Consider the following 24,135-nt stretch of genomic DNA (forward strand, 5'->3'; position numbering starts at 1 on the left):
TAACTCGGGTACTACGCCCTGTCTTGAACAGGACCACCGCGATTTGTCCGGTTCTGTTCCAAAATGGCACTTCGTGGCCCCTGTTCCCGCCGCCAGGCCGACGGCGGCTGTCCGAACCGCCCGCGAAACGCCCGCGACAGATGTGCCTGATCGGCAAAGCCGGTCGCATCCGCAATCTCGGCCAGCGCAAGGTCGGGGTCGCGCATCAGCTCACGCGCCGCCTCCAGGCGCAGCCGCGCCTGCCAGCGTTGCGGGGTTTCACCCATCGACAGCTTGAAGGCCCGCGCGAACCAGCTTTCAGACAGCCCGGCTGTTTCGGCCAGCTCGGACACCCCGACGTGACGGGCAAGGTTGCTCTGCACGTGGGCCTGCACCGCCGCCAGCAGGTGCGGGCTCAATCCGCCCTTGCTGATGTCGTGTACCGGCGCGACGGAACGCTCCGGCTCCGTGGCAAAAACCTCGCCCAGCAAGGCGGTCAGCAAACCGTCGATCAGCATCTCACCGCGCCTCGGCCGTTCAACCTCATCTGCGGCAAGCCGCGCGATATCGCTCAACTGCGCGCCACCCGCCAGGAACCGGGCCTGATCCGGCACGCGGCCCAGACCCGCGTCGGACAGGCGGTTGTGCAATCCCTGCGCCTCAAGGTGAAAGTCGATATGCGACAGACGCTGCGACGGCCCCAGCCTGCTCCACAACGGCACCCCTGCCGGAATGAACATCGCGCGCGCCCCTGTCTGAACTGGCACCAGCCTGGCATCGGTACTCAGCGCCATCTGCGGCACCTCGCCCAGAAAAACCACCAGCCGGGGATCGGGCGCGATGTAATACCCGCCGCCGCCAGCGTCGCCCTGCACATGCCAGACATCGGCAATGGCACCCTGCAACCGTCGGAACGACAACGGCTTCAGCGTGTGCAACTTGGAGGTTTCAGCCTGCATCCGTGGCAAGAAGGCTCCGGAGGAAGCTCGGGTTTTGGCGCGTGATATCGGCATGGGGCGCTATGTCTGGGGGAACGGTGACTGACACCGTGTAAAGATCGCGCCGTTACCTGACCAAATTACTATGAATTGTCAAGGCAACCGGCGACGCGGCCTCTGCACCGCTCGGATACCGTCAAGATACCGACGTGAATACCGCCGAATTCATCAGCGCGCGGACAAGCCGCAAGGACCACCTGCCCCCCCTTTCGCGCCCCGGCAAAATCGTCACATCTTGGCGACGCGATATATCCTTTTCGGTATCGCCACCGCCATCCACAGCCACACGGCGCATCAACCCGCAGCACATAGGCAAAGACCCGCCCCAACCGCCCGCCCGCGCAAGCCACGGTAATTCATCACCTTTGGGCGAAACGCAGGGCCCGGAGGGCAGGATGCAGGCCGGAAAACAGCGCTCATCAACCACGACGGCCGGAACTTCTTTATCAGAGGTTAATATGTGCTAGGGTGTAGGGAACGGGTGACCGCCCCGGTGTGGCGCAAGCCCAGTGATCGTGGCGGCGGTGGCGCAGGGCGATCCACGTTCCTCCGTGACAGACCATGCCGAAAAGGACGTGGTAGCGACATGTACGACCCCAGCCATCCACTCTATCCCGGCGATCCCGCTGTTGGTGCGCGCAGCGCCTGCGGTCCACAGGCCACCGATACCACGGTCGCAAGGCCCGCAACGCACGCGCCCGTGCCCCCCGTCGCGGCCCACCCCGTCGCAGCCCGCCCGGTTGCCGCCGTGATCGCGGTCGTGCCACATGGCAACCAGGTGCTTCTGGTGCGCCGGGCCAATCCGCCCGACGCGGGCCTGTGGGGATTTCCGGGTGGCAAGATCGAACCGGGCGAAACCGTCGCGCAGGCCAGCTTGCGCGAATTGTCCGAAGAAACCGGCATTGCCGCCGACGTAGGACCCCTTCTGGACGTGCTCGATATTTTCGACCACGACGCCACTGGTCAGACCCTGCGGCAGCACTACGTCCTCATCGCCATGCTTTGTCATTGGCGCAGGGGTGACCCGGCGGCGGCCGACGATGCGCTCGATGCGGGCTGGTTCACACTCGACCAGCTTCGCAGCGGTGATCTTAGCCTCAGCGATGACGTGCTGCGTCTGGCTGAACTTGCGGCGTTGAAAGGATGACAGATCTCATGATTGCCAACGTGTTGACCATCGCCGGCACCGATCCGACGGGCGGAGCAGGTATCCAGGCCGATATCAAGGCCATTTCCGCCCTCGGCGCCTACGCGATGAGCGCGGTCACCGCAGTCGTGGCCCAGAACACACAGGGCGTGCGCAGCTTTACGGCCATGCAGCCCTGCCTCGTCGCAGACCAGATCGACGCCGTGTTTGAAGACGTGCGCGTTGACGCGGTCAAGATCGGCATGGTTGCGAACGCAGACATCGCCCGCGTGATTGCCGAACGCCTGACGCTGCATGGCGCGCGCAATATCGTGTTCGATCCGGTGATGATCGCCTCCAGCGGCGACTCCCTTCTGGACCGCGATGCCCTGCGTGCGCTGCGCGACCACCTGATCCCGCTGGCCACCGTCATCACCCCGAACCTGCCAGAGGCCGACACGCTGCTGAAATCCTCCGGTGCCTGGAGTGATCAACGGTTGCACGACGCGATGGAGGATCTGCTGTTGCTGGGGCCGAAATGGGTGCTGCTCAAGGGCGGGCACCTGGATGGCAGCAGCGAAAGCACGGATCTGCTGCTCGGCCCCGACGGCGCGTCCCGCCGCTTTCCCGCGCCCCGCGTCGACACCCGCAACGATCATGGCACCGGCTGCACCCTGTCCTCGGCGATCGCAGCGCTCCTCCCCTATTTTCCGGTCCCTGAGGCGGTTTCGCGGGCCAAGGCCTATCTTCATGCCGCGCTCATCGCGTCGGACATGCTCGACGTGGGCGAGGGGCGCGGGCCGGTGCACCACTTCCATGCCCTCTGGCCGACGCCGCTGGACAAGGCGGGCGAATAGGCCCGCCCTGACCGGCACACTTCCGGCCACCCCGCACCGGGGCAACCGCATCATCACCTTTGCTCAGCCGCCGGCAGCCACCGCCGCCTGCCAGGCCTGCGCCATCGCGCGGGCCGCGGCACGGGGATCGGCCTGCCCGCAAATGGCCGAAACAACGGCCATCCCCATTGCGCCACTGGCCCGCACGGCATCAGCATGGCCCGCAGCCAGCCCACCGATGGCCACCACCGGCACCGGACAGGCGCGTACGATCTCCGCCAGCCCGGCAAAGCCGACCGGCGGCTTGTGGTCCGGCTTGGTCGCCGTGGCAAAGACCGGCCCGGCACCGGCGTAATCCACCAGCACCGGATCGACCCGCTGCGCCGCATCCACCGTTTCGACGGAAAGACCCAGCAGAGCGCGCGGCCCCAGACGCCTGCGCACCTCGCCCGGGTCCATGTCATCCTGCCCGACATGCACGCCGTCCGCGCCGATCGCCAATGCCGCCTCCACGTCGTCGTTCACGATCAGCATCGCGCCGCTGCCTGCCAGCGCCGTGCGCAGCGCCCGTCCCGCCTCGATCAGCCGCGCCGTATCAGCGTCCTTGTCGCGCAACTGAACAATCGTGGCGCCCCCCGCCACCGCCAGTCGCGCCGTCTCGACCATCCCCCGATCCCGGCAAAGACCGGGATCGAGGACGAGGTACAGACCCAGATCGAGCGTCATGCCGCGGCGACCTCCAGCACCTCGATCCGGGCTTCGCGGTCCAGATCGTCCGGGCCGACCTGGTGCAGCGCATCCAGGAACAGCGGCGCGAAACTGCCCGGTCCTTCTGCTGCACCATGCGCCCGCCTGCCTGCCACCGCAAACAATGCCAGCGCGGCGACCGAGGCCTCGAACGGTGCGGCCACCGCCGCAAAGGCCCCGCACAGCCCGGTCAGCGAACAGCCAAGCGCGGTGTTCAGCGGCATCCAGGACGACCCGCCCGCGATCCGCACAGCCCGCATGCCATCGGTGACGAAATCGACCGCGCCGGTCATCGCGACGACGCCGCCCGTGCGCTGCGCCAGCCGGCTGGCCGCGCCTTGCGCCGCTGCGGTACTGTCGCGTCCGTCAACGCCCTGCCCCCGGCTCGCCTCGCCCGCAAGGCTCAGGATTTCCGAGGCATTGGCCCGGATGATCGTCGGCTTCAGCGCCACCAGATCCGCCGCCACGCGCCGCCGCAGCGCCGTCGCCTGACAGGCCACCGGGTCCAGCACCCAAGGGGTGCCCGTGCCCTCCGCCCCTGCAATCGCCGCGCGCATCCCCGCCACGAACGGGGCCGACAGCGTGCCGATATTCACCGTCAGCGCGCCCGCGATCGCGGCAAATTCGCCCGCTTCCTCGGCGTCGCTGACCATCGCCGGGCTGGCCCCTGCTGCCAGCAACACGTTGGCGGCCACGTTCATCGCCACGTAGTTGGTGATGCACTGCACCAGCGGCGTCGCGGCGCGCATCGCGCCCAAAGTTGTCCCAACCTGCATCACACGTCCTCCGTCCCTGCATCGACCGGCATGTAAAGATCGCCCCCCTCGCGGTATTTCTCGGCCATCTTCGCCATGCCCTCCTTCTGCGCCTCGGCGCGGATGTCGTGGCTGATCCTCATCGAACAGAACTTCGGCCCGCACATCGAACAGAAATGCGCCACCTTGTGCGCCTCTTTCGGCAGCGTCTCGTCATGCAGGGCACGCGCGGTTTCGGGGTCGAGGCTCAGGTTGAACTGATCCTCCCAGCGGAACTCGAACCGCGCCCGGCTCAGCGCATCGTCGCGCACCTGCGCACCGGGATGCCCCTTGGCCAGATCGGCGGCATGGGCGGCGATCTTGTAGGTGATCACACCGACCTTCACGTCGTCGCGGTCCGGCAGGCCAAGGTGCTCTTTCGGCGTGACATAGCACAGCATCGCGCAGCCGAACCATCCGATCATCGCCGCGCCGATGCCGCTGGTGATATGGTCGTACCCCGGCGCAATATCCGTCGTCAGCGGCCCGAGGGTATAGAACGGCGCCTCGTCGCAAACCGCCAGCTGCTTGTCCATGTTCTCCTTGATCTTGTGCATCGGCACATGGCCCGGCCCCTCGATCATCACCTGACAGTCCTTCGCCCAGGCAATGTGCGTCAGCTCGCCCAGCGTCTCCAGCTCGGCGAACTGCGCCGCGTCATTGGCATCCGCGATGGAACCGGGGCGCAACCCGTCGCCGAGGCTGAACGACACGTCGTAGGCGCGGCAAATGTCGCAGATCTCCTCGAAATGCTCATATAGGAAGCTTTCCCTGTGATGATGCAGGCACCACTTGGCCATGATCGAACCGCCCCGGCTGACAATCCCCGTGACCCGATCCACGGTCAGCGGGATCATGTGCAGACGCACCCCGGCGTGGATGGTGAAATAATCCACCCCCTGCTCGGCCTGTTCGATCAGGGTGTCACGATAGACCTCCCAAGTCAGATCCTCGGCGATGCCGCCGACCTTTTCCAGCGCCTGATACAGCGGCACCGTGCCGATCGGCACCGCGCTGTTGCGGATGATCCAGTCGCGGATGTTGTGGATATTGCGCCCCGTCGACAGGTCCATCACGGTGTCCGCACCCCACCGCGTCGCCCAGACCATCTTTTCCACCTCTTCGGCCATCGACGAGGTGACGGCGCTGTTGCCGATATTGGCGTTGATCTTGACCAGAAAGTTGCGCCCGATCGCCATCGGCTCCACCTCGGGGTGGTTGATGTTGCACGGGATGATCGCCCGACCGCGCGCGATCTCGTCACGCACGAACTCCCCCGTGACATGATCGGGGATCGCCGCACCCCAGTCCTGACCATCCCGCGCCGCGGCCTCGCGCGCCGCTTTCCGCCCGAGGTTTTCGCGGATCGCCACGAACTCCATCTCGGCCGTCACGATACCCGCACGGGCATAGGCCAGCTGCGTCACCGCGACGCCCCCTCTGGCACGCAAAGGGCTGTGGCGCACCGGAAACTCAGGTACCAGCCGCGCACCATCGGCAAAGCCGTTGTCCTCGGGCCGCACATGCCGCCCGTCATAGACCTCGACATCGCCGCGCGCCTCGACCCAGGCCCGGCGGACACGCGCAATGCCTGCGCCGATGTCGATCCGCGCCTCGGGGTCGGTGTACGGGCCGGAACTGTCGTAGACAGGGACCGGCGGTTCGCCCGCACTCGGGTGCAGATCGATCTCGCGCATCGGCACGCGGATCTCCGGGTGCAGCACACCCGCGTGCCAGACCTTGCGGGACGCGGGCAAGGGCCCCTGCGTGACCTCGGGGGTGGGAAGGTTGGACATATTCATCGGCTTCAGGCCTCCTTGGCAAAGAAGACCCAGTTCCGCGCTGAATGGAGGAAAGCCCGATACGGGATGCCAGGGGGAATCGCCCCCACCTGCCCGCAACGCGCAACACCATCCCTACGCCAGTGTGAACTGGATCAGGTTCATCGGGTCACTGCGCTGCGCGGGTGCGCGATCAGTATCTCAGCCCCTTGTCGGGACCCCCCGGGTGACACCGCAAACCTGCGCGCATCGCCGCGTACTGTCAAGCGCCCGTCCCGAGCCCGTCCCGAGCCCGGCCATCGCAGCCCCGAAGAGGCCTGAACACCGCCTCATCTTCGCCGTGCAACCCCCTGACCTCCAAGGCATTTGCCTCAATCACCCCACCTGCACCCCGCCTGACCCCGGCTTCACACTGGTTTCAAACCGGCCCCGCTGCCCGCCCCGCTCCCTCATGTGATCCCAGCCCAATCGAGACCCGCCCCAATCCTGAGTATTTTACTTTCCAGAAACACCCGACAGAAATAGTCAACTATATGTTTTTATTGTGTTTTTTCTTGCAGCGGCGCGAACGTCAGGTTATAAGCACCCCAAGACAGCAAGCAAGCTACGGCCCCGCGCCCCGCCAGCCAGCTATCCGCGCCGCTCACGGAAATCGGCCGCCATGTCCCATACATCGCCACGCAGCTCGCCAGGCCGGACCGCAAACCGGTCCACCCCAGCCCTGCCCCGCAGCCCGGACATCGCCCCTGATCGCGTCCCACCGACAGGGCCGCATTGACCCGGCACCACCAACGGCACCCTCCGATCAGCACCGACAAGCCGCGCCCCTTCCGGGCTTCGCGCGCCAGCCTTCCATGCCAGCCTTTCATGCCAGCCTTCCATGCCCGCCGACCAAAGCGTCAGCCCCTTCCCGCCAGCGACTGCCGCCCATCAGCGCCGCTTTCTTTGGCACCTGTCTGCCGCGCAATTCGCCCGGCGGCACCTATTCCTGAAATTTCCGTGAATTCTCGCCCGATCCGCATGGTGCCCCTTGCCTTTTTGCAAATGCCTCTCAATTACATATGGAACCGCGATGCCCCAAACACCGTGATGCCCGAAAGGACGACCATGCCCCTGCCCCGCGCCGCCCTGCTGGCCCTGACACTGGCCCCGACGCTGGCCCTTTCGGCCGCGTCCCCGGCTCTGGCCGACCGGCTCAAGGTCGTGACCACCTTCACCGTGCTCGCCGACATGGCGCAGAACGTCGCGGGCGACGCCGCCGATGTCGTCTCGATCACCAAGCCCGGCGCCGAGATCCACGGCTACGAACCCACCCCGCGCGACATCGTGCGCGCCGCCAAATCCGACCTGATCCTCTACAATGGCCTGGGATTGGAGCTCTGGTTCGATCAGTTCATCGCCAACCTCGGCATCATCCCCTCCGAAACGCTCTCCACCGGCATCGACCCGATCCCCGTCGCCCTCGGCGCTTATGAGGGCAAGCCGAACCCCCACGCATGGATGGGCCTCTCCAACGCCCAGGTCTATGTCGACAACATCGCCGCAGCCCTCTCCGCGCATGACCCCGACAATGCCGCGACGTATGCCGCCAATGCGACCGCCTACAAACAGCAGCTCACCGACACGATCGAACCGCTGCGCGCCCGCGTTGCAAAGATCCCCGCCGCCCAGCGCTGGCTGGTCACCTGCGAAGGCGCGTTTTCCTACCTTGCCCGCGATTTCGCGATGCAGGAACTCTACCTCTGGCCGATGAACGCCGATCAGGTCGGCACACCACAGCAGGTCCGCGCCGTCATCGACGGCGTGCGCGCCCACGATATCCCTGTGGTTTTCTGCGAAAGCACCGTCAACACCTCTCCCGCCGAACAGGTGGCGCGCGAAACCGGTGCCCGTTTCGGCGGCGTGCTCTACGTCGACAGCCTGTCCGGCCCCGAGGGTCCGGTGCCAAGCTACCTCGACCTGCTGCGCGCCACTGCCCAGACCATTGCCGACGGCCTCGATGCAAAGGCGACCAACTAGATGCCCCCTGAAACCGCCCGCACCTCTCCCACTGGCACCTCTCCCACTGGCACCGCACCCCTGGACGCCGCCTCGCGCACCACCGCCCCCCATGACGGCCCCCAGGACGCCCCCCAGAACGCCGGCATCTCGGCGCGCAACGTCACCGTGACCTATCGCAACGGCCTGACCGCCCTGCGCGATGCCAGCTTCGAAATCCCGCGCGGCACCATCACGGCACTTGTCGGTGTCAACGGCGCGGGCAAATCCACCCTGTTCAAGGCCATCATGGGCTTCGTTCCGGCGGCGCGCGGCGATATCCAGCTGCTCGGCCTGACCGTGAAGCAGGCGCTCAAGGCCAACCTAGTCGCCTACGTCCCCCAGTCCGAGGACGTCGACTGGGCCTTCCCCGTCCTCGTCGAAGACGTGGTGATGATGGGCCGCTACGGCCACATGGGGTTCCTGCGCCGGCCGCGCCCCGCCGATCACGCCGCCGTCACGGAGGCTCTGCACCGCGTCAACATGACCGACTTCCGCACCCGCCAGATCGGGGAACTCTCCGGCGGCCAGAAAAAGCGCGTCTTCCTCGCCCGCGCACTGGCCCAGAACGGCCAGGTCATCCTGCTGGACGAACCCTTCACCGGTGTCGACGTCGGCACCGAGGAACAGATCATCGCCCTGCTGCGCGAGCTGCGCGCCGAAGGCCGTGTCATGCTGGTCTCCACCCACAATCTCGGGTCGGTTCCCGAATTCTGCGACCGCACCGTGCTGATCAAGGGCACCGTCCTGGCCTACGGGCCGACCGAAGATACCTTCACGCACAAGAACCTGGCGGCGGCCTTCGGTGGCGTGTTGCGCCACTTCACCCTCGGCGGCGACGTCCTGCACGACGACGACGACCCGCGCCAGGTCTCCATCTTCACCGACGATGAACGCCCCCTGGTCCAGTACGGCGACAAGATGCACCGACGCGACGCCCGCCCGAAAGTGACCCCGCCGACCCGACCCACCCGCGATGCGTCTTCAACGGCCGATGATCGCGCCCACCGCGGTGAACCCCCAGACATCGATACCGATACCGGCGCCAACTCCGACACCACCGACCGCCCCACCAGCACGCCCGCCCCGAAAGACCCGGTCAGATGACCCGCCCGCCTCGCACGCCCGGCACGGCCCGCGACGGCCTGTTGCGGCCCGGCGCCGCTGCCACCCCGCCTCGATGCGGCCCCCATGCCCCCGGAACACCCCCCTGCATGTTTCCCTGTCGGAAATATCCCGGGGGAGTCCGCGCCCCGCGCGGACGGGGGCAGCGCCCCCCTGCCACATCCCCGGTCCCTGCCCCAGCCCCGGCGCAGACCCCAGTCCCGGCCCCTGCCGCCCCCTGTACCCGACCCCACCGCGCCGCGCGCGCCCTCACGTCCCCCGGCCTGTCCACCATGGCGCCCACCTGCGCCTCACTCCTTGCGCCCCACGTCGCGCGCCGTGGCGCGCCCTGCTGCCCTGCGGACCACGCATGACCCTCCTGCTTGAACCCTTCTCCTACGGCTACATGACCAACGCGATGTGGGTCTCGGCGCTGATCGGCGGCGTCTGCGCCTTCCTGTCGGCCTACCTGATGCTCAAGGGGTGGTCGCTGATCGGCGATGCGCTGTCGCATTCCGTTGTGCCGGGCGTGGCCGGGGCCTACATGCTCGGCCTGCCCTTCGCGCTGGGCGCCTTCCTGTCGGGCGGCCTTGCGGCGGCCGCGATGCTGTTCCTGTCGGACCGCTCGGGTCTCAAGGTCGACGTGGTGATCGGCATGATCTTCACCTCGTTCTTCGGGATCGGGCTGTTCATGATCTCGATCAATCCGATGTCGGTCTCGGTACAGACGATCACCATGGGCAACATCCTCGCGATCACCCCGCAGGACACCCTGCAACTGGTGATCATCGGCGTCGTCACGCTGGTGGTCCTGCTGGCCAAGTGGCGCGACCTCATGGTCACCTTCTTCGATGAAAACCACGCCCGCTCGATCGGCCTGCGCCCGACGCTGCTCAAGGCGGTCTTCTTCATGCTCCTCTCGGCCTGCGTCGTCGCCGCGATGCAGACTGTCGGCGCATTCCTCGTCATCGCCATGGTGGTGACCCCCGGGGCGACGGCCTACCTGCTGTGCGACAGGTTCTCGCGGCTGATCCTGACCGCCGTCTGCATCGGCGCTCTGACCGGCTTTTTCGGGGCCTATGCCAGCTACTTTCTCGACGGCGCGACCGGCGGCATCATCACCACGCTGCAAACGCTGATCTTCCTCGCGGCCTTCACCTTCGCACCAAAGCACGGCATTCTCGCCGCCCGTGCCCGGGCCCGCGCCGCCCTGCGCAGGCCCCTCCCGCAGCAGCCCCCCCTCTCGCAACAGCGCCCCGCCGACCAACACCTCGCGCCCTCCCAACCACGCCGGGACACCCAGCCGACCTCGCAACCGACCTCGCAGCCAGCCTCCCGGGCGACCTCCCGGGCTGGCGCCTCGCCCGACGGCCCCGACGGCCCCGTCCACCGCGCAGGCGCGGCCGAGCACGACTCCACCCCCCTCGCCCCCGCACACGCCGACCGCCCTGCGGCGCCATCGGCGCCTGCGGACCCTCCCGCGCCATCCTCCGCGCCCGCCCGCACCTCCGGGAAAGGTGCCCCCGCGTCCCCCAAGCCGAGGCGCCAGCCATGATCGACCTGATCCGAGAGGACGGACTGCTGTTTCCGTTCCAGTTTCCCTTCATGCAACACGCCTTCCTGATCTGCCTGATCGTCTCGGTGCCCACGGCATTGCTGTCGTGCTTCCTTGTGCTCAAGAGCTGGGCGCTGATGGGCGATGCGGTCAGCCATGCCACGCTGCCGGGTATCGTCATCGCCTATGCCTCCGGGCTGCCGCTGATCTTCGGCGCCTTCGCGGCCGGCATGGTCACCTCCCTGGTGACCGGCTTTCTGGCGTATAATTCGCGGGTCAAGCAGGACACGGTGATGGGGGTCGTGTTTTCGGGCATGTTCGGGATCGGGATCATCCTCTATACCTCGATCGACACCAACGCCCACCTCGACCACATCCTGTTCGGCAACATGCTGGGCGTCGGGCCGGGCGACCTGTGGACCGCCGGTGCCATCTCGCTCGTGGTGACACTGGCCCTGGTGCTGAAATGGAAGGACCTGCTGCTGCATGCCTTCGATCCGGCGCAGGCCCGCGCATCCGGCCTGCCGGTCAACCTGCTGCACTATGGGCTGCTGACCATCCTGTCGATGACCATCGTGGCCACCCTGTCGGCCACCGGGCTGATCCTGGCCGTCGGCCTGCTGATCGCACCGGGCGCCATCGCCTTTCTCAGCGTGCGCCGCTTTTCCGTGATGCTGCCCGTCTCTGTCGCAGTCTGCACCCTGTCCATGCTGCTGGGCACCTACGCCAGCTTCTGGCTCGACAGCGCCCCGGCGCCCACCATCATCCTGATCCTGACCGCATTGTTCCTCGTCGCCTTCGCGCGCCGGATGATCCTGACCCGCCGGGCCGCCACCCACCCGGGATAAGCCCCGAATGACGCAGGAAAGCACGCGGGATCGGACGCGGGACCGGACGCTGACACATTCCGGCGAATTGACACAACCAAGGCGCTCGTGAAAGGTGGTGGCATTCAACCGGGGAGCGCCCGTGCCATGCCCAGATCACAACCCAGCCCCCACCCCGGACAACAGCCCGCACGTTTGACCGCGCCCGGCGCCCTGCCGCTGCTCCCCTCACCCCACGCGGCCTCTGACGGCGCACCGCAGGCCAGCCCGCAGACCTCCGCACTGCCCTCCCCTCAGGCCGCGCTTGTCACGCCCCGGCGCAACGCACCGCTCCGCCTCGGTCTGGCCGGGCGTCCCGCTGCGCGTCTCCAGGCCGAAGGGATACTGCTCGCAAAGGCCGCGGCCTGGCGACAACCGCTGACCCTGCATCACTTTGCCGACGACGACGCACCCGCCGCCCTGCTGCACCGCGCCCGTGCCGCCGGCCTCGACGCCCTGCACGTCACCGGCGCGCTGACCGAAACGATGCTGCCCCTGCTCGACCAGCTCAGCCCGGTGGCGCAGCAGCAGCACAGCGTCGACCTTATCCTGTTCCAAGGGGGCCTCTCCTTCGGTGTCAATGCCGCCGCCTGGGCACACAAGCGGGCCATCACGCGCTTTCTGGCGCCCCTGCCGCACGATCACGCACTGTTGCTGGGGGCGGGACGACGCGGACGCGCCGCCGCCTGCGCCCTTGCCTCGGCCGGCGTGCGCAAACTGGCGATCTACGATCCGCGCCGCGACCGCGCCCTTGCGCTTTCGCTGTTCCTGACCCAGGGCAGCGGGATGCGCAGCGTCACCCTGCCCAGCCTCGACAGCCTGTGCGACCACCGGTTCGACGGCATCATCCGCGCCATGCCCGCCGCCACGCCAACCGCGCTGGACCGCCCCTGCAACCTGTCCCCCCGCCACTGGGTCATCGACACCGGGCAAGAGACCAGCGCCCTGACCGCCCAGGCCCGCACCCTGGGATGTCGCGCCCTGTCGGGGGGCGACCTGGCGCAATTGCTGGCCCGCAGGCTGCTCGATCACCTGACCCCGGCCACGACGCAGCCGGCCTCGGGCCCACTACGCACCCAGCGCCCCTTCCCCTATCGCAACCTCTGACGCCGCGCGCCGGCCATCAGGCAGCCGCACAGCGAACAGCGAACAGCGAACAGCGAACAGCGAACAGCGAACAGCGAACAGCGAACAGCGGGGCAAATCCAGGCCTTCAACGCAAGGCTCAATTGCTCGTGCCCCGGCCGCTGAAGGCGCGTCACTGAAAGCCAGCCACTGAAGGCCAGTCACCGAAGGCAAGCCACTCGCCCCCGGCCTTTCAGCCCCAAGCCTTCAACCCGAGCCATCCGGATCCGGTTGCGCAGTCCGAGCCGCTCGCTACCCTGCGCAAATCGCGCAGGCCAGCTCCGGACGGCCCCGCGGCAAAGAAACCGGCCTACAGCGTCCAGACGCCGGCCCGCACCAGCAACCATTCCGTATACCCGCCCTTGCGAGGGGCAATCAGGCAATGCAGCACAAAGCGCAGTGGTGAAATCTCGGTCATCTCAAGGTCTCCGGGGCAACCTGTATCAAATCCCATCAAGGGACATTCCCATGATGGGCCCTTGATGGGGATCCCATACGTGCCACCGGTAACACAGCCGTGACACGACCATTACGGGTGCATGACGGTGATATCTCCGCCCAGCGCCACACCCAACACGCCACACCCGACTCACCCGCGCCAACACGCCCACACCCATCCCGCCCACCCCCGGCACGCCCACACCCGACTCACCCGCGCCCATGCGCTCACACCCAACACACCTTCACCCGACTCACCCCGCCCATGCGCTCACACCAGACCCACCACCATCCGCCCCCCCCCGGTTCCCGCCCGGCAACAATTTGCAAATTGCCCGACCCGATTTTGCAAATCTGGCGCAAAGCCGCACGCTGCGCCCGTCGCCCGCCAGCTCGCCGCCTGCCTGCCTGCGCCCTTGGCGAAACCTCCGGCGATGCCCTCAGGCCACTGGATTTTTCCCCGCCCACGCGCTAGGCCGCGCAGATGGCCCGTACCATCCTGTTCAACAAACCCTTCGACACGCTGCCCCAGTTCACCGACAAGGGCACGGCAGGTCAGCCGCGCCCGACGCTCAGCGCCTATATCGACCTGCCGGGGGTCTACCCCGCCGGGCGACTGGACCGAGACAGCGAAGGTCTGATGGTGCTGACCGACGATGGCCGCCTGCAAGCGCGCATCGCCGACCCCCGGCACAAGCTGGCCAAGCTTTACTGGGTGCAGGTCGAAGGGCTGCCGGATGACGCGGCCCTTGCCGCCCTGCGCACGGGCGTCACGCTGAAGGATGGCCCGACGCGCCCCGCAGGGGTCGAACGGATTGACCCGCCCGACACGCTCTGGCCGCGCACGCCGCCGATCCGGGTGCGCAAATCCGTCCCCGATTGCTGGATCTCGCTTGAAATAACCGAAGGGCGCAATCGACAGGTCCGGCGCATGGTGGCCCACGTGGGCCATCCTTGCCTGCGCCTGATCCGCGCCCGCATCGGACCGTGGAGCCTGGGCACCCTCGCCTCCGGCGCATGGTGCGACGCCCCCGACCTGCCCTTGCGCCCATCCCTACACCCGTCCCGTCGCTAGGCGGCCCGCGCCGTACAGTCCGCCGCGATCCCATCACGCCGGCGGGATGCCGGTGGCAGGCGCGCCGCGATACCCCGACTTTTCTCTCGCCCGACCCCATGCGCGTCAGACGCACCGCGCGCCCCTGCCCGGCCGCCCCGTGACCGCTCGACGCCCGAACCGGAGGCGCGAGCCGGCCACGCACAGCGGGCCATTGATCTGCGTGCCTCTCGGTCCGGCATCGCTCTCCGATCTGCCGGCACGGCCTGCCGCCCCAACGACCCGCGCCAACACCCGCCGCAAAGATGCACAGACCGCGCAATCGCAGCGTACTCTGCGTTAACCTTCCCGCGGCTCGCCCCGGATGCACCGTTCAGTTACCGCTCGGATACCGTCAAGATACCGACGTCAGGATTCGCGGGTTTCCTGAATTAACCGGTGAAATCGCACGATCAGCGCAAAACCGGGCACCGACCATGCGCCCGGCCCGTTAACCCTCTCAGGCGACCCGCACACCCTGCACCATGACGCTGCGCAGGATCGGCACCCCGCCCCGCATCGCGAAACGGATCAGGTCTGCCCGCTGGCCCGGCGCCACGGCGCCCCTGTCGTGCAATCCGGCCGCCCGCGCCGGCGCCCCCGTGACACTCGCCATGCCCCGCGCCATGTCGCCATGCAGCTGGCCAAGTTGCACCGCCGCCAGCAGCAATGCCGAAGGCACGTAATCCGAGCTGATGATATCCAGCAGCCCCAGCTCCGCCAGCTCTCCTGCCGAGACATTTCCTGAATGCGATCCGCCTCTTACCAGGTTCGGCGCCCCCATGATGACATCAATCCCCGCGCCCCGGCAGGCCTCTGCCGCCTCGACTGTCGTGGGAAATTCCGCCACCCTTATGCCATGCCGCGCACTGGTCTCGACCTGTTCGCGCGTGGTGTCATCATGACTCGCCAGCACCGCGCCATAGCGCTTGGCCGCCGCGACGGCCGCCTGTTCATGCTTGGCGCCCAGCCTGTCGTTCAGATCATACAGGAACTGCACATAGGTCTCGAACCCCTCGCGCGACATGCCATGCTTGCCACAGACATAGTCTTCGAACTTGCTGATATCGCTGAATTGTCTTTGACCGGGCGTGTGATCCATCAGGCTGACGATGCCGACGCGATCCTTCGGGCCGAACTCCTCCAGCTCCTCGATCAGGGTCTCCGAACAGGTCTCGGCCCGCAGGTGCAGATGGTGGCTGATCTTCAGCGCGCCCGCCTCCCGCATTGCCAGGATCTCATCCGCCATGGGCCTGGCATAGCGGCGGTAATCGCGTTCGCTCGACGTGATCGAACCGACGCGGATCGCATCGAAAACCGTTGTAATTCCACAGCTTGCCAGTTCCGCGTCGTGGGCGACGATGGCGGCATGATGTGGCCAGTGCACCTTCGGGCGTGGCGTGATGTGACGTTCCAGGTTGTCGGTGTGCAGCTCGACCAGGCCGGGGCTGACATAGTCGCCCTCGCAATCCACGGCACCCTGCGGCGTGGCCCCGGTGCCGATCTCGGCCACCTGCCCGTCACGGATCACCAGATGCCCGCGGATCACCTCCCGCGGCAGCACAAGCTGGGCGTTGGCCAATATGATCTCGTCTTTCATGTCCGCTCTCACGTGCGCTTCGTCTTTCATAATCCGCCCTTCATTGGACTTCGGTTTCTTCAATCAATGCAAGCACATCCGCGACCGCATCCGATAGTCGACCGGCATTTTCCACCACGTCGACCCGCAGGCCCGGCGGCAGGGCAAACCCCGCCCGCGCCAACCGCCGCTCGATATCCTCGGCACTCTCTCGTCCGCGCGCCGCCAGCCGGTCCGCCAGCACGGATACCGGCGCAGTCAGCAGGATCGTGCGGAACCCGGCAAACCGCGTCTGCGCCTGCGGCAGCACCGATCGCGACAGGTTCACAAGTGCATCCCGCCCCCGCGCCAGATCATCCGCGACGCTGTCGGGAATGCCGTAGTGCAGGCCATGCGCCGCCCAGGACAGCAGGAACTCCCCGCCCGCCTCCCGCGACAGGAACTCGGAGACGGAAACCGGTTCGAAATCCTCGCTTCCCGGGTCAGCCTGGCGCGTGATGACCCGACGCACCAACACGGTGTCCGCCCGCTGTGCCGCCACCGCGCGCATGACGCTGTCCTTGCCCACGCCCGACGGCCCGACGACCCCGATCAATCGCCCCGAAGCCACCTCAGATCCCCCGCGCAGGCGTGAAACCGGTCACGTCGACCAACTGATCGCAAACGCGGTCACGCGCCTCAACATCATGAAAGATCCCGATAATTGCCGCGCCACGGGCCTTTGCCTCTTCGATGAGGCACAGCACCTCCTCGCGGTTGACCGCATCCAGGCTGGCCGTCGGCTCGTCCAGCAAAAGCGCCGGATAATCGTGGGCAAAGCCGCGCGCAATGTTGACGCGTTGCTGTTCGCCACCCGAAAACGTGGTGGGTGACAGGCGCCACAGCCGCTCGGGAATGTTCAGGCGCCGCAACAGGACCGCGGCTCTCTCTCGCGCGGCATCGCGCGCCACCCCCAGGGCCAGCAACGGCTCCGCAACCACGTCCAGTGTCGGCACCCGTGGCACCACCCGCAGGAACTGGCTGACATAGCCCAGCCCCTCTCGCCGCAGGGTCAGGATCTCGCGCGGGGCCGCAAGCGCGACATCCACATCCCCCACCATGATCCGCCCCGAGGCCGCCAGGTAATTGCCGTAGATCATCCGCATCAGGGTCGATTTCCCCGACCCCGACGCCCCGACCAGCGCCACGCATTCACCCGGCCGCGCCACAAGGCTCGCTCCCTCCACAACCGGAATGACGACACTGCCCTGGTTGTGCAGGGTAAATGTCTTGCTGACGTTCTCAACCGATATCATGTTATATTCGCTCCATAATTCCGCGTCGCTCAGACCTGCAACACCGAACTGACCAGCAATTGCGTATAGGCGTGCTGCGGGTCATCCAGCACCTGATCGGTCAGCCCCGTCTCGACGACATGGCCCGACTTCATCACCATCAGCCGATCCGCCAGCAACCGCACCACGGCCAGATCATGCGTCACGATGATCGCGCTCAACCCCATCTCGCGCACCAGGCCGCGCAACAGGTCCAGCAGGCGCGCCTGCACGCTCACATCCAGCCCCCCTGTCGGCTCATCCATGAAGACCAGCCGCGGTCCCGTCACCAGGTTGCGCGCGATTTGCAAACGCTGCCGCATCCCCCCCGAAAACGCGCTCGGGCGGTCGTCGACACGGTCCTCGGCAATCTCGACCCGGTCCAGCCAATCGATGGCCTGCTCCCGGATGTTGCCATAATGCCGTGCCCCGACGGCCATCAGGCGTTCTCCGACATTGCCCCCGGCACTGACGTTCATGCGCAGGCCATCCTGGGCGTGCTGATGCACAAAGGCCCAGTCCGTGCGGCCCAGCATCCGCCGCTCCGCCTCCGACATGTCCAGCGTATCGACCATGCCACGGTCGCGCGTATCGAACATAACGCGCCCGGCATCCGGCGCCAGCTGCCCTGCCAGACAGTTCAGCAAGGTCGTCTTGCCGGAGCCGCTTTCCCCAACGATTCCCATCACTTCGCCGGGCCAGAGGTCAAAGCTCACCTCGGCGCAACCAATCCGCGCACCGTAGCGCCGGCTCACCCCCTCGACGCGCAGCAGCGGGCGCTGCGCGATTGCCGCCCTCTCCGTATCCTTCATGCCACAGCCTCCACACCCAACGCCCCGACATGGCCCGCCTCGCGCCGCTCGCGGCAGAAATCGGTATCCGAACACACGAACATCCGCCCCCCCGCATCATCCGTGATCACCTCGTCCAGATAGCTCGACCCGGCGCCGCAGAGATCACAGTCATGATCGGCCTTGCCCGCCTGAAACGGATAATCCTCGAAATCCAGGCTCACCACGTCGGTATGAGGTGGCAACGCATAGATCCTCTGTTCCCGCCCCGCGCCAAACAGCTGGATCGCCGCCATACCCAGTTTCGGATTGTCGAACTTCGGAATGGGCGAGGGATCCATCACGTAGCGCCCCTCCACCTTCACCGGATAGGCGTAGCTCGTCGAGATATCGCCATGCCGCGCGATATCCTCATACAGCTTGACATGCATCAGCCCGTATTCCTCCAAGGCATGCATCTTGCGTGTCTCCACCTCCGAAGGTTCCAGAAATCGCAGCGGCTCGGGGATCGGCACCTGGTACACCAGGATCTGCCCCTGCCGCAGATCCCGCTCGGGAATCCTGTGCCGGGTCTGGATGACACTGGCCTCGGCGGTCTTCTCTGTCACCGCAACCCCAGCGGTGGCCTGGAAAAACCGCCGGATCGACACGGCATTCGTGGTGTCGTCCGCGCCCTGGTCGATCACCTTGAAGCAATCCTCCGGCACCATCACCGCCGCCGATACCTGCACCCCCCCGGTGCCCCAGCCATAGGGCATCGGCATCTCGCGACTGGCAAAAGGCACCTGGTAGCCCGGAATGGCCATGCCCTTCAGCAGCGCACGCCGGATCATCCGCTTGGTCTGTTCATCCAAGTAGGCAAAATTGTAGGCACTCATGACAAGGCCCTCCGCATCCAGGGGGCGCGACCACCCCGTGTTTCCCTGTTCAAAATACCCCCGCCGGAGGCACCGTCCCGCAGGGGCGGTTCTCGCCAGACGCCGCTCATTGCGCCGCCTCGGTGGGGCGCACCCGCGCATCGGCCTCGCGGCGCAACTTGCGCACCAGTTCCAGTTCCGACTGGAAATCGACGTAGTGCGGCAGCTTGATATGCTCCAGAAATCCCGTCGCCTGGATGTTGTCCGCATGGTACAGCACGAATTCCTCGTCCTGCGCCGGGGCGCCCTTGTCGTCCTCGCCCAGCTCCTTCCAACGCAACGCCCGGTCCACCAGCGCCATGGAAATCGCCTTGCGTTCCGTCTGTCCGAACACCAGGCCATAGCCGCGGGTGAACTGCGGCGGCTCCGTCTTCGACCCGGTAAACTGGTTCACCGTCTCACATTCGCTCAGCACGACGTCACCGATCTCGACCGCGAACCCCAGCTCGGGGATCTCCATCTCGACCGCAACCGTGCCGATGCGCAGCTCTCCGACAAAGGGATGGTTCTTGGCGTATCCGCGCTGCGTCGAATAGGCCATCGACAGCACGAACCCTTCGTCCCCGCGCGCCAGGGCCTGCAATCGCAGCGCCCGCGTGGCCGGCAGCTCAAGAGGTGCGCGCGTCAGATCCCCCGGTACCGCGTCGACCTCGGGCCTCGGCTCATCCTGGATCAGACCTTCCTGATTCAGGAACTGGCTGACCCGCGGCATCACCGGATGCGCCTCCGGTGCAATCGCCTCGCTCCGTTGCAGCCCCTCGGCCTCCAGCGCGAAATCCAGCAGGCGATGCGTATAGTCGAACGTCGGCCCAAGCACCTGCCCCCCGGGCACGTCCTTGAACGTGGCCGAGATTCGCCGATCGCAAGCCATCGCACCCGTGTCCACCGGGGTGGAATAACCAAAGCGCGGCAGCGTGGTACGATAGGCCCGGATCAGGAAAATCGCCTCGATCAGATCGCCGCGCGACTGCTTGATCGCCAGCGCGGCCAGGTCCGGATCGAACAGGGACCCCTCTGCCATCACCCGGTTCACCGCCAAACCCAGCTGCGTCCTGATTTGCGCCACGTCCAGTTCGGCCACATCCTGCGGCCCCCGCCGTTCCTCGGCCAGCCAGTCATGGGCGTTGTCGATGGCCCGCTCGCCCCCCTTTACCGCGACGTACATCAGGCATTCTCCCCAGCGGTCACCCTGGTCGAGCGCGGCAACGCCGACAGCTTCGCACCTCGGGTAAAGTAGAAATCCAGGCCCAGTGGAAAGTGCGCCGCGTTTTCCTGAAAAACGACCACGTCCGGCAGGCGTGTCACGCTCACGTCCTTGATGCCCGGCCCGCGCAGGCTGACATCGACGCCCTCGAAATCCCCGTCGACAATCACAGTGGCCGACCGGTCCGGATATTCCGCCGTGCCCCGAGCCAGTACCCTCAGGTCGAGAGAGGACCAGTCCCCCAGGACGAACATCGCCTCGGCGGCCGCAACCAGCGGCGCCCCGGTGTGAAACGTCACCCAGCCACGGATCGCAGGCGTATCGCAGACCCCCGACAGATGCAGCGGTGTCTCGGCATCGCACAGGACCAGCAACAGCGTTGCGGCCGCGCGGCTGACAGGTGCGGGCGCATCCGCCATCTCCTGCAACACATAGGTGCTGCCGGGGCGCGCCATTGCCTCAAGCGCCGCCCGAAAGGCCCGCGCCGATTGACGCGGCGCATCGGAAAATCCGCCCGTCAGCATGTCACTTGTCTGCTCCATCAATCCTCTCCCCGCACCATGGTAAAGAAATCCACCTTGGTCCGAGCCGCCCTTGCGGCCCGTTTCCCCGCGGCGGCGGTCATCGCATCCTCCAGGGGGCGCAACAGCCTGGCGCGCAAATCCTCTGCCGCCGCACCCTGCATCAGCGCGTCGACCAGCGCCGCGACCCGCGCCTTGTCCCGGTCGCGGCCCTGCACCATCGCATGACCCACCGTGCCATCCGCCAGACGCAGCGAACAACGCGTCACCGTCATCTCTCCCAGGTTGAACGCCGCGCCCGTCCCCCCCGTGCGTCCACGCACCATCACGCCGCCGATCTCGGGCGCGCGCAGCCAGTCAAAGTCGACCTCGCGCCCCAGATCGTCCCAAAGGCGCTTGACCTCTGCCGCCGGCGCCCGGGCCAGCAGACCCATCCAACCCTTGCGGGCCGCCTGATCCGCCGTCGCCATCGTTTCATCTGCCATCTAGACACCTTGCCGATTTGTCTAATTAACTATACAACTAGACAAATTATTAGACAGCCCACCCGAGTCGCACAAGCCCAGCCGAGGTAAAACTTTCATGACATCCCGGAAAACCCCGCTCTGGCAGTCCATCGCGGCCGCCCTGACCGCAGACATTTCTTCCGGGCGTTACAGCCCGGGCGACCGCCTGCCCACCGAATCCGAACTCTCGGCGCGGTTCGGGGTCAACCGTCACACGGTGCGGCGCGGGCTGGCCAGCCTTGCCGAGGCCGGGCTGACCCATGCCCGGCGCGGCGCGGGCGTCTTTGTCGCGCAGCGCCCGACAGAATACCCGATTGGCCGGCGGGTGCGGTTTCACCAGAACATCCGCGCCGCCGGTCGCCTGCCCAGCCGCAAGATCCACCTGAACGAGACGCGCGGCGCAGATGCGGACGAAGCGGCGATGCTGCGCCTGCCCGCTGGCAGCAAGGTCATTTCCACCGAAGGCATCTCCCTCGCGGATGGGCAGCCGATCGCCCTGTTCCGCTCGGTCTTTCCCGCCGACCGGTTTCCCGGCCTGATTGATGCGCTCGGCCGGCTGCCCTCGATCACGGCGGCGCTGGCTGAAAACGGTGTCTCCGATTACACCCGCGCCTTTACCCGCGTGAACGCCAAGACCGCCTCGGCCACCCAGGCGGTGCAACTGCACCTGCGCGAAGGAGACCCGATCCTGCGCACCATCTCCCTCAGCGTCGATCCTCAGGGCACCCCGGTCGAATATGGCCGCACCTGGTTTTCAGGGGATCGCGTCACCCTGACCCTGAACGAAGAGTGAGCGCCGACGACACGGCGCTGCCCCCCCCGGGCACGGGCGATCATTTCCACCACACTTCAACCCACTGCTGAAACGACACGAAAGCGTCATGACGACGATACATTGCCAAGTTATCCACAGCGCCACACCTTCTTAGCCGAGCCTGAGCCGATCCATGCGACAGACCCTCCCGAGCCTCCGCCTGACCGGCGCCACGATCCTGCGTGACGGGGCGTTGCAACAACGCTCCCTGGCGTTCGCCGACGGGCGGATCACGCGGGGTCCCCTCCCCGAGGTCGACCTGACCGGCTATCTGATCCTGCCGGGCATCATCGACCTGCACGGCGATGCCTTTGAACGGCATATCTCGCCGCGCCCCTCGGCGCCCTTTGCGCTGGAAACCGGACTGCGCGCAACCGACCGCGACGCAGCCGCCAACGGCGTCACGACGGCCTGGCTGGCCCAGAGCTGGAGCTGGGAAGGCGGCACCCGGGGGCCCGATTTCGCCATCTCCCTGATGGACGCCCTGGCCGAGTATCGCGCCCAGACGACCCTGACCGATCTGCGGCTGCAAATCCGCTGCGAAACCCATACCGTTGAAACCGAGGCGCGCCTGCTGGATGCGGTGCGCCGCCACCGTATCGACTACGTTGTCTTCAACGATCATCTGGACGAGGCCGAGCATATGCTGTCCGCCCGCCCCGAGGAATTCCATTTCTGGGCCAAGCGGCTGGGTCGCACGGGCGAGGCGCATCATGCGGCCCTGCTTGCCGCACAACGTCAGCGCCGCGAAGTTCCCCGCTATCTTTGCCGCCTGGCCGAACAATTCGATGCCCTTGGCGTCACCTACGGCAGCCATGACGACCCCGACGGCGAAACCCGCGAAACCTATTCGATGATTGGCGCCAAGATCTGCGAATTTCCGACGGCCCGCCCCGCCGCGGCGCTGGCCCGTGCGGTGGGGGACCCCATCCTGATGGGGGCGCCGAACGTTGTGCGCGGCGGTTCGCAAGCGGGCAATATCGCCGCAACCGAGCTGATCCGCGCAGGCCTTTGCGATGCGCTGGTGTCGGATTATTACTATCCGGCGCTGGCCCAGGCGGCCTTTCGACTGGCAGATGACGGCGTGTTGCCACTGGCCGCGGCGTGGGACATGATCTCGGGCCGGCCCGCTGACATCCTGCGCCTGCATGACCGCGGGCGTCTTGATCCGGGCCTGCGTGCGGACATGGTGGTGATCGACCCCTCGACCCGCGCCATCGAAGCGACCATCAGCGGTGGACGGATCACCCACCTTGCCGGCGAGGCCGCGCATCGCTTTGCCCACGCCCCGCAGCGCACGGCCATCGCGGCCGAATGAACCACGCCAGATCGGCGGCGCTGGCCTGGCGGCCCGGAAATGGCCTGCGCCGCGCAACCATGCGACCGGGATCAGCCCTCGTATTTCTCCAGGAACGCCTCGGCGGGCATGGCCCGGAAATCTTCCAGCGCGCGACGCAGGCGCGCGTGATCCCAATCCCACCAGGCCAGCGCGATCAGCCGCTCGGCAATCGCCGCAGGCTGGCGCAGGCGCAGCACCTTTGCGGGCGTTCCTGCCACGATGGTATAGGGCGCTACGTCCTTGGTCACGATGGCCCCCGATGCCACAACCGCGCCATCCCCGACGGTAATGCCGGGCTTGATCTGTGCATTGTGCCCGATCCAGGTGTCATGGCCGATCGCCGCGCGGCGCGCACGCCGGATCGCGAAAAACGCCGGATCGTCCGTGGCATCGTCCCAGTAGACGGCTGAGCGATAGAGGAAATGATGCAGCGCCGCCGTTTCCAGCGGATGATCCGTGGCACCGATCCGCACAAAGCTCGCGATATTGGCGAACTTGCCGATGGTTGCATTGGCCACGTCGGCGTAACGGTCGCAATAGGCGTAATCCATGAACTCGGAATAGGCGATGCGGCTGCCCTTGCCGATCTCGGTATACCTGCCCAGCGTGACGTCTGTCAGATCGACGTCCGGGTGCAGAAAGGGTTTGTCTTCACTCAAGCGAGGCATGGGG

21 protein-coding genes, 2 pseudogenes and 1 riboswitch are annotated in these 24,135 nt (G+C 66.7%); of the genes and pseudogenes, 10 read left to right on the forward strand and 13 right to left on the reverse strand.

Annotated elements, in window-relative coordinates:
- Positions 1-11: 11 nt before the first annotated feature.
- Positions 12-938 carry an AraC family transcriptional regulator gene (locus DL237_RS13900; protein ID WP_119399686.1) on the reverse strand — a complete coding sequence of 309 codons (927 nt, stop codon included), beginning with the start codon at positions 936-938 and terminating at the stop codon, positions 12-14.
- A gap of 625 nt (positions 939-1,563) precedes the next feature.
- Here DL237_RS13900 and DL237_RS13905 point away from each other — a divergent pair.
- Together DL237_RS13905 and thiD are read left to right on the forward strand one after the other, a co-directional pair.
- Positions 1,564-2,124: an NUDIX hydrolase gene (locus DL237_RS13905; protein WP_119399687.1), complete on the forward strand. Its 561-nt coding sequence runs from the start codon at positions 1,564-1,566 to the stop codon at positions 2,122-2,124.
- Positions 2,125-2,132: 8 nt separating this feature from the next.
- The gene (gene thiD, locus DL237_RS13910; RefSeq protein WP_119399688.1) at positions 2,133-2,960 is read left to right on the forward strand and encodes a bifunctional hydroxymethylpyrimidine kinase/phosphomethylpyrimidine kinase; all 828 of its coding nucleotides are present in this window, start codon (positions 2,133-2,135) and stop codon (positions 2,958-2,960) included.
- A 63-nt stretch (positions 2,961-3,023) separates the two neighbouring features.
- On the opposite strand, the gene thiE is transcribed toward thiD, so the two are convergent.
- From thiE to thiC, 3 genes are read right to left on the reverse strand one after another with little or no spacing between them, the layout of a single operon-like run.
- Positions 3,024-3,665: a thiamine phosphate synthase gene (gene thiE / locus DL237_RS13915; protein ID WP_119399689.1), complete on the reverse strand. Its 642-nt coding sequence runs from the start codon at positions 3,663-3,665 to the stop codon at positions 3,024-3,026.
- Entirely contained in the window at positions 3,662-4,462 is an 801-nt protein-coding gene (gene thiM, locus DL237_RS13920; protein ID WP_119399690.1) for a hydroxyethylthiazole kinase, read from the reverse strand. The genes thiE and thiM overlap by 4 nt, the downstream gene beginning before the upstream one ends.
- A complete protein-coding gene (gene thiC, locus DL237_RS13925; RefSeq protein WP_147405352.1) occupies positions 4,462-6,282 on the reverse strand; it encodes a phosphomethylpyrimidine synthase ThiC in 1,821 nt (606 codons plus the stop codon). The genes thiM and thiC overlap by 1 nt, the downstream gene beginning before the upstream one ends.
- Before the next feature lie 93 nt (positions 6,283-6,375).
- Positions 6,376-6,496: riboswitch (TPP riboswitch) on the reverse strand.
- 872 nt (positions 6,497-7,368) lie between these two features.
- Between thiC and DL237_RS13930 the strand changes: the two genes are divergently transcribed.
- The 6 genes and pseudogenes from DL237_RS13930 to DL237_RS13955 all read left to right on the forward strand — a co-directional run bounded on the left by DL237_RS13930 (position 7,369) and on the right by DL237_RS13955 (position 14,461).
- The gene (locus DL237_RS13930) at positions 7,369-8,280 is read left to right on the forward strand and encodes a metal ABC transporter substrate-binding protein (RefSeq protein ID WP_119399773.1); all 912 of its coding nucleotides are present in this window, start codon (positions 7,369-7,371) and stop codon (positions 8,278-8,280) included.
- Positions 8,281-9,222, forward strand: a pseudogene (locus DL237_RS13935) (manganese/iron ABC transporter ATP-binding protein); the annotation flags it as partial.
- A gap of 550 nt (positions 9,223-9,772) precedes the next feature.
- Positions 9,773-10,618, forward strand: a pseudogene (locus DL237_RS13940) (metal ABC transporter permease); the annotation flags it as partial.
- Between the two features lie 335 nt (positions 10,619-10,953).
- On the forward strand, positions 10,954-11,805 hold the full coding sequence (locus DL237_RS13945; RefSeq protein ID WP_199672096.1) for a metal ABC transporter permease: 852 nt from the start codon (positions 10,954-10,956) through the stop codon (positions 11,803-11,805).
- A gap of 126 nt (positions 11,806-11,931) precedes the next feature.
- Positions 11,932-12,930 (forward strand): hypothetical protein, encoded by a 999-nt coding sequence (locus DL237_RS13950; RefSeq protein WP_147405353.1) that lies wholly within the window; start codon positions 11,932-11,934, stop codon positions 12,928-12,930.
- Between the two features lie 940 nt (positions 12,931-13,870).
- A complete protein-coding gene (locus DL237_RS13955) occupies positions 13,871-14,461 on the forward strand; it encodes a pseudouridine synthase (protein ID WP_119399693.1) in 591 nt (196 codons plus the stop codon).
- A gap of 478 nt (positions 14,462-14,939) precedes the next feature.
- On the opposite strand, the gene DL237_RS13960 is transcribed toward DL237_RS13955, so the two are convergent.
- From DL237_RS13960 to phnG, 8 genes are all read right to left on the reverse strand, one after another.
- A complete protein-coding gene (locus DL237_RS13960; protein WP_119399775.1) occupies positions 14,940-16,079 on the reverse strand; it encodes an alpha-D-ribose 1-methylphosphonate 5-triphosphate diphosphatase in 1,140 nt (379 codons plus the stop codon).
- A gap of 40 nt (positions 16,080-16,119) precedes the next feature.
- Positions 16,120-16,668 (reverse strand): phosphonate metabolism protein/1,5-bisphosphokinase (PRPP-forming) PhnN, encoded by a 549-nt coding sequence (gene phnN, locus DL237_RS13965; RefSeq protein ID WP_119399694.1) that lies wholly within the window; start codon positions 16,666-16,668, stop codon positions 16,120-16,122.
- A gap of 1 nt (position 16,669) precedes the next feature.
- Entirely contained in the window at positions 16,670-17,353 is a 684-nt protein-coding gene (phnL, locus tag DL237_RS13970; protein ID WP_119399695.1) for a phosphonate C-P lyase system protein PhnL, read from the reverse strand.
- Positions 17,354-17,382: 29 nt separating this feature from the next.
- Positions 17,383-18,183 (reverse strand): phosphonate C-P lyase system protein PhnK, encoded by an 801-nt coding sequence (phnK, locus tag DL237_RS13975; RefSeq protein WP_119399696.1) that lies wholly within the window; start codon positions 18,181-18,183, stop codon positions 17,383-17,385.
- Complete coding sequence (locus tag DL237_RS13980) at positions 18,180-19,040, reverse strand: alpha-D-ribose 1-methylphosphonate 5-phosphate C-P-lyase PhnJ (protein WP_119399697.1); 861 nt, start codon at positions 19,038-19,040, stop codon at positions 18,180-18,182. The genes phnK and DL237_RS13980 overlap by 4 nt, the downstream gene beginning before the upstream one ends.
- 106 nt (positions 19,041-19,146) lie before the next feature.
- The gene (locus tag DL237_RS13985; RefSeq protein ID WP_119399698.1) at positions 19,147-20,244 is read right to left on the reverse strand and encodes a carbon-phosphorus lyase complex subunit PhnI; all 1,098 of its coding nucleotides are present in this window, start codon (positions 20,242-20,244) and stop codon (positions 19,147-19,149) included.
- Positions 20,244-20,825 (reverse strand): phosphonate C-P lyase system protein PhnH, encoded by a 582-nt coding sequence (gene phnH, locus DL237_RS13990; RefSeq protein ID WP_119399699.1) that lies wholly within the window; start codon positions 20,823-20,825, stop codon positions 20,244-20,246. The genes DL237_RS13985 and phnH overlap by 1 nt, the downstream gene beginning before the upstream one ends.
- Positions 20,825-21,289: a phosphonate C-P lyase system protein PhnG gene (gene phnG, locus DL237_RS13995; protein ID WP_119399700.1), complete on the reverse strand. Its 465-nt coding sequence runs from the start codon at positions 21,287-21,289 to the stop codon at positions 20,825-20,827. The genes phnH and phnG overlap by 1 nt, the downstream gene beginning before the upstream one ends.
- A 97-nt stretch (positions 21,290-21,386) precedes the next feature.
- On the opposite strand from phnG, the gene phnF reads away from it, so the two are divergent.
- On the forward strand, positions 21,387-22,103 hold the full coding sequence (phnF, locus tag DL237_RS14000; RefSeq protein WP_119399701.1) for a phosphonate metabolism transcriptional regulator PhnF: 717 nt from the start codon (positions 21,387-21,389) through the stop codon (positions 22,101-22,103).
- Between the two features lie 154 nt (positions 22,104-22,257).
- Positions 22,258-23,442, forward strand: coding sequence for an alpha-D-ribose 1-methylphosphonate 5-triphosphate diphosphatase (locus DL237_RS14005; protein WP_119399702.1), 1,185 nt, complete (start codon positions 22,258-22,260; stop codon positions 23,440-23,442).
- Positions 23,443-23,513: 71 nt separating this feature from the next.
- Here DL237_RS14005 and DL237_RS14010 read toward each other — a convergent pair whose 3' ends face one another.
- Positions 23,514-24,131: a DapH/DapD/GlmU-related protein gene (locus DL237_RS14010; protein WP_119399703.1), complete on the reverse strand. Its 618-nt coding sequence runs from the start codon at positions 24,129-24,131 to the stop codon at positions 23,514-23,516.
- Between the last annotated feature and the right edge of the window lie 4 nt (positions 24,132-24,135).

This window comes from Pseudooceanicola sediminis (genome assembly GCF_003575965.1).
Taxonomy (GTDB): domain Bacteria; phylum Pseudomonadota; class Alphaproteobacteria; order Rhodobacterales; family Rhodobacteraceae; genus Pseudooceanicola; species Pseudooceanicola sediminis.

Excerpts from the sequence above, each read along its gene's own strand:
- thiM (WP_119399690.1), bottom strand. The coding sequence starts at position 4,462 with ATGCAGGTTGGGACAACTTTGGGCGCGATGCGCGCCGCGACGCCGCTG.
- thiE (WP_119399689.1), bottom strand. The coding sequence starts at position 3,665 with ATGACGCTCGATCTGGGTCTGTACCTCGTCCTCGATCCCGGTCTTTGC.
- phnG (WP_119399700.1), bottom strand. The coding sequence starts at position 21,289 with ATGGCAGATGAAACGATGGCGACGGCGGATCAGGCGGCCCGCAAGGGT.
- DL237_RS13950 (WP_147405353.1), top strand. The coding sequence starts at position 11,932 with ATGCCCAGATCACAACCCAGCCCCCACCCCGGACAACAGCCCGCACGT.
- DL237_RS13985 (WP_119399698.1), bottom strand. The coding sequence starts at position 20,244 with ATGTACGTCGCGGTAAAGGGGGGCGAGCGGGCCATCGACAACGCCCAT.
- DL237_RS14010 (WP_119399703.1), bottom strand. The coding sequence starts at position 24,131 with ATGCCTCGCTTGAGTGAAGACAAACCCTTTCTGCACCCGGACGTCGAT.
- DL237_RS13955 (WP_119399693.1), top strand. The coding sequence starts at position 13,871 with ATGGCCCGTACCATCCTGTTCAACAAACCCTTCGACACGCTGCCCCAG.
- thiD (WP_119399688.1), top strand. The coding sequence starts at position 2,133 with ATGATTGCCAACGTGTTGACCATCGCCGGCACCGATCCGACGGGCGGA.
- thiC (WP_147405352.1), bottom strand. The coding sequence starts at position 6,282 with ATGAATATGTCCAACCTTCCCACCCCCGAGGTCACGCAGGGGCCCTTG.
- DL237_RS13900 (WP_119399686.1), bottom strand. The coding sequence starts at position 938 with ATGCAGGCTGAAACCTCCAAGTTGCACACGCTGAAGCCGTTGTCGTTC.
- phnH (WP_119399699.1), bottom strand. The coding sequence starts at position 20,825 with ATGGAGCAGACAAGTGACATGCTGACGGGCGGATTTTCCGATGCGCCG.
- DL237_RS13945 (WP_199672096.1), top strand. The coding sequence starts at position 10,954 with ATGATCGACCTGATCCGAGAGGACGGACTGCTGTTTCCGTTCCAGTTT.
- DL237_RS13930 (WP_119399773.1), top strand. The coding sequence starts at position 7,369 with ATGCCCCTGCCCCGCGCCGCCCTGCTGGCCCTGACACTGGCCCCGACG.
- DL237_RS13905 (WP_119399687.1), top strand. The coding sequence starts at position 1,564 with ATGTACGACCCCAGCCATCCACTCTATCCCGGCGATCCCGCTGTTGGT.
- DL237_RS13960 (WP_119399775.1), bottom strand. The coding sequence starts at position 16,079 with ATGAAAGACGAGATCATATTGGCCAACGCCCAGCTTGTGCTGCCGCGG.
- DL237_RS13980 (WP_119399697.1), bottom strand. The coding sequence starts at position 19,040 with ATGAGTGCCTACAATTTTGCCTACTTGGATGAACAGACCAAGCGGATG.
- phnF (WP_119399701.1), top strand. The coding sequence starts at position 21,387 with ATGACATCCCGGAAAACCCCGCTCTGGCAGTCCATCGCGGCCGCCCTG.
- phnL (WP_119399695.1), bottom strand. The coding sequence starts at position 17,353 with ATGATATCGGTTGAGAACGTCAGCAAGACATTTACCCTGCACAACCAG.
- phnK (WP_119399696.1), bottom strand. The coding sequence starts at position 18,183 with ATGAAGGATACGGAGAGGGCGGCAATCGCGCAGCGCCCGCTGCTGCGC.
- DL237_RS14005 (WP_119399702.1), top strand. The coding sequence starts at position 22,258 with ATGCGACAGACCCTCCCGAGCCTCCGCCTGACCGGCGCCACGATCCTG.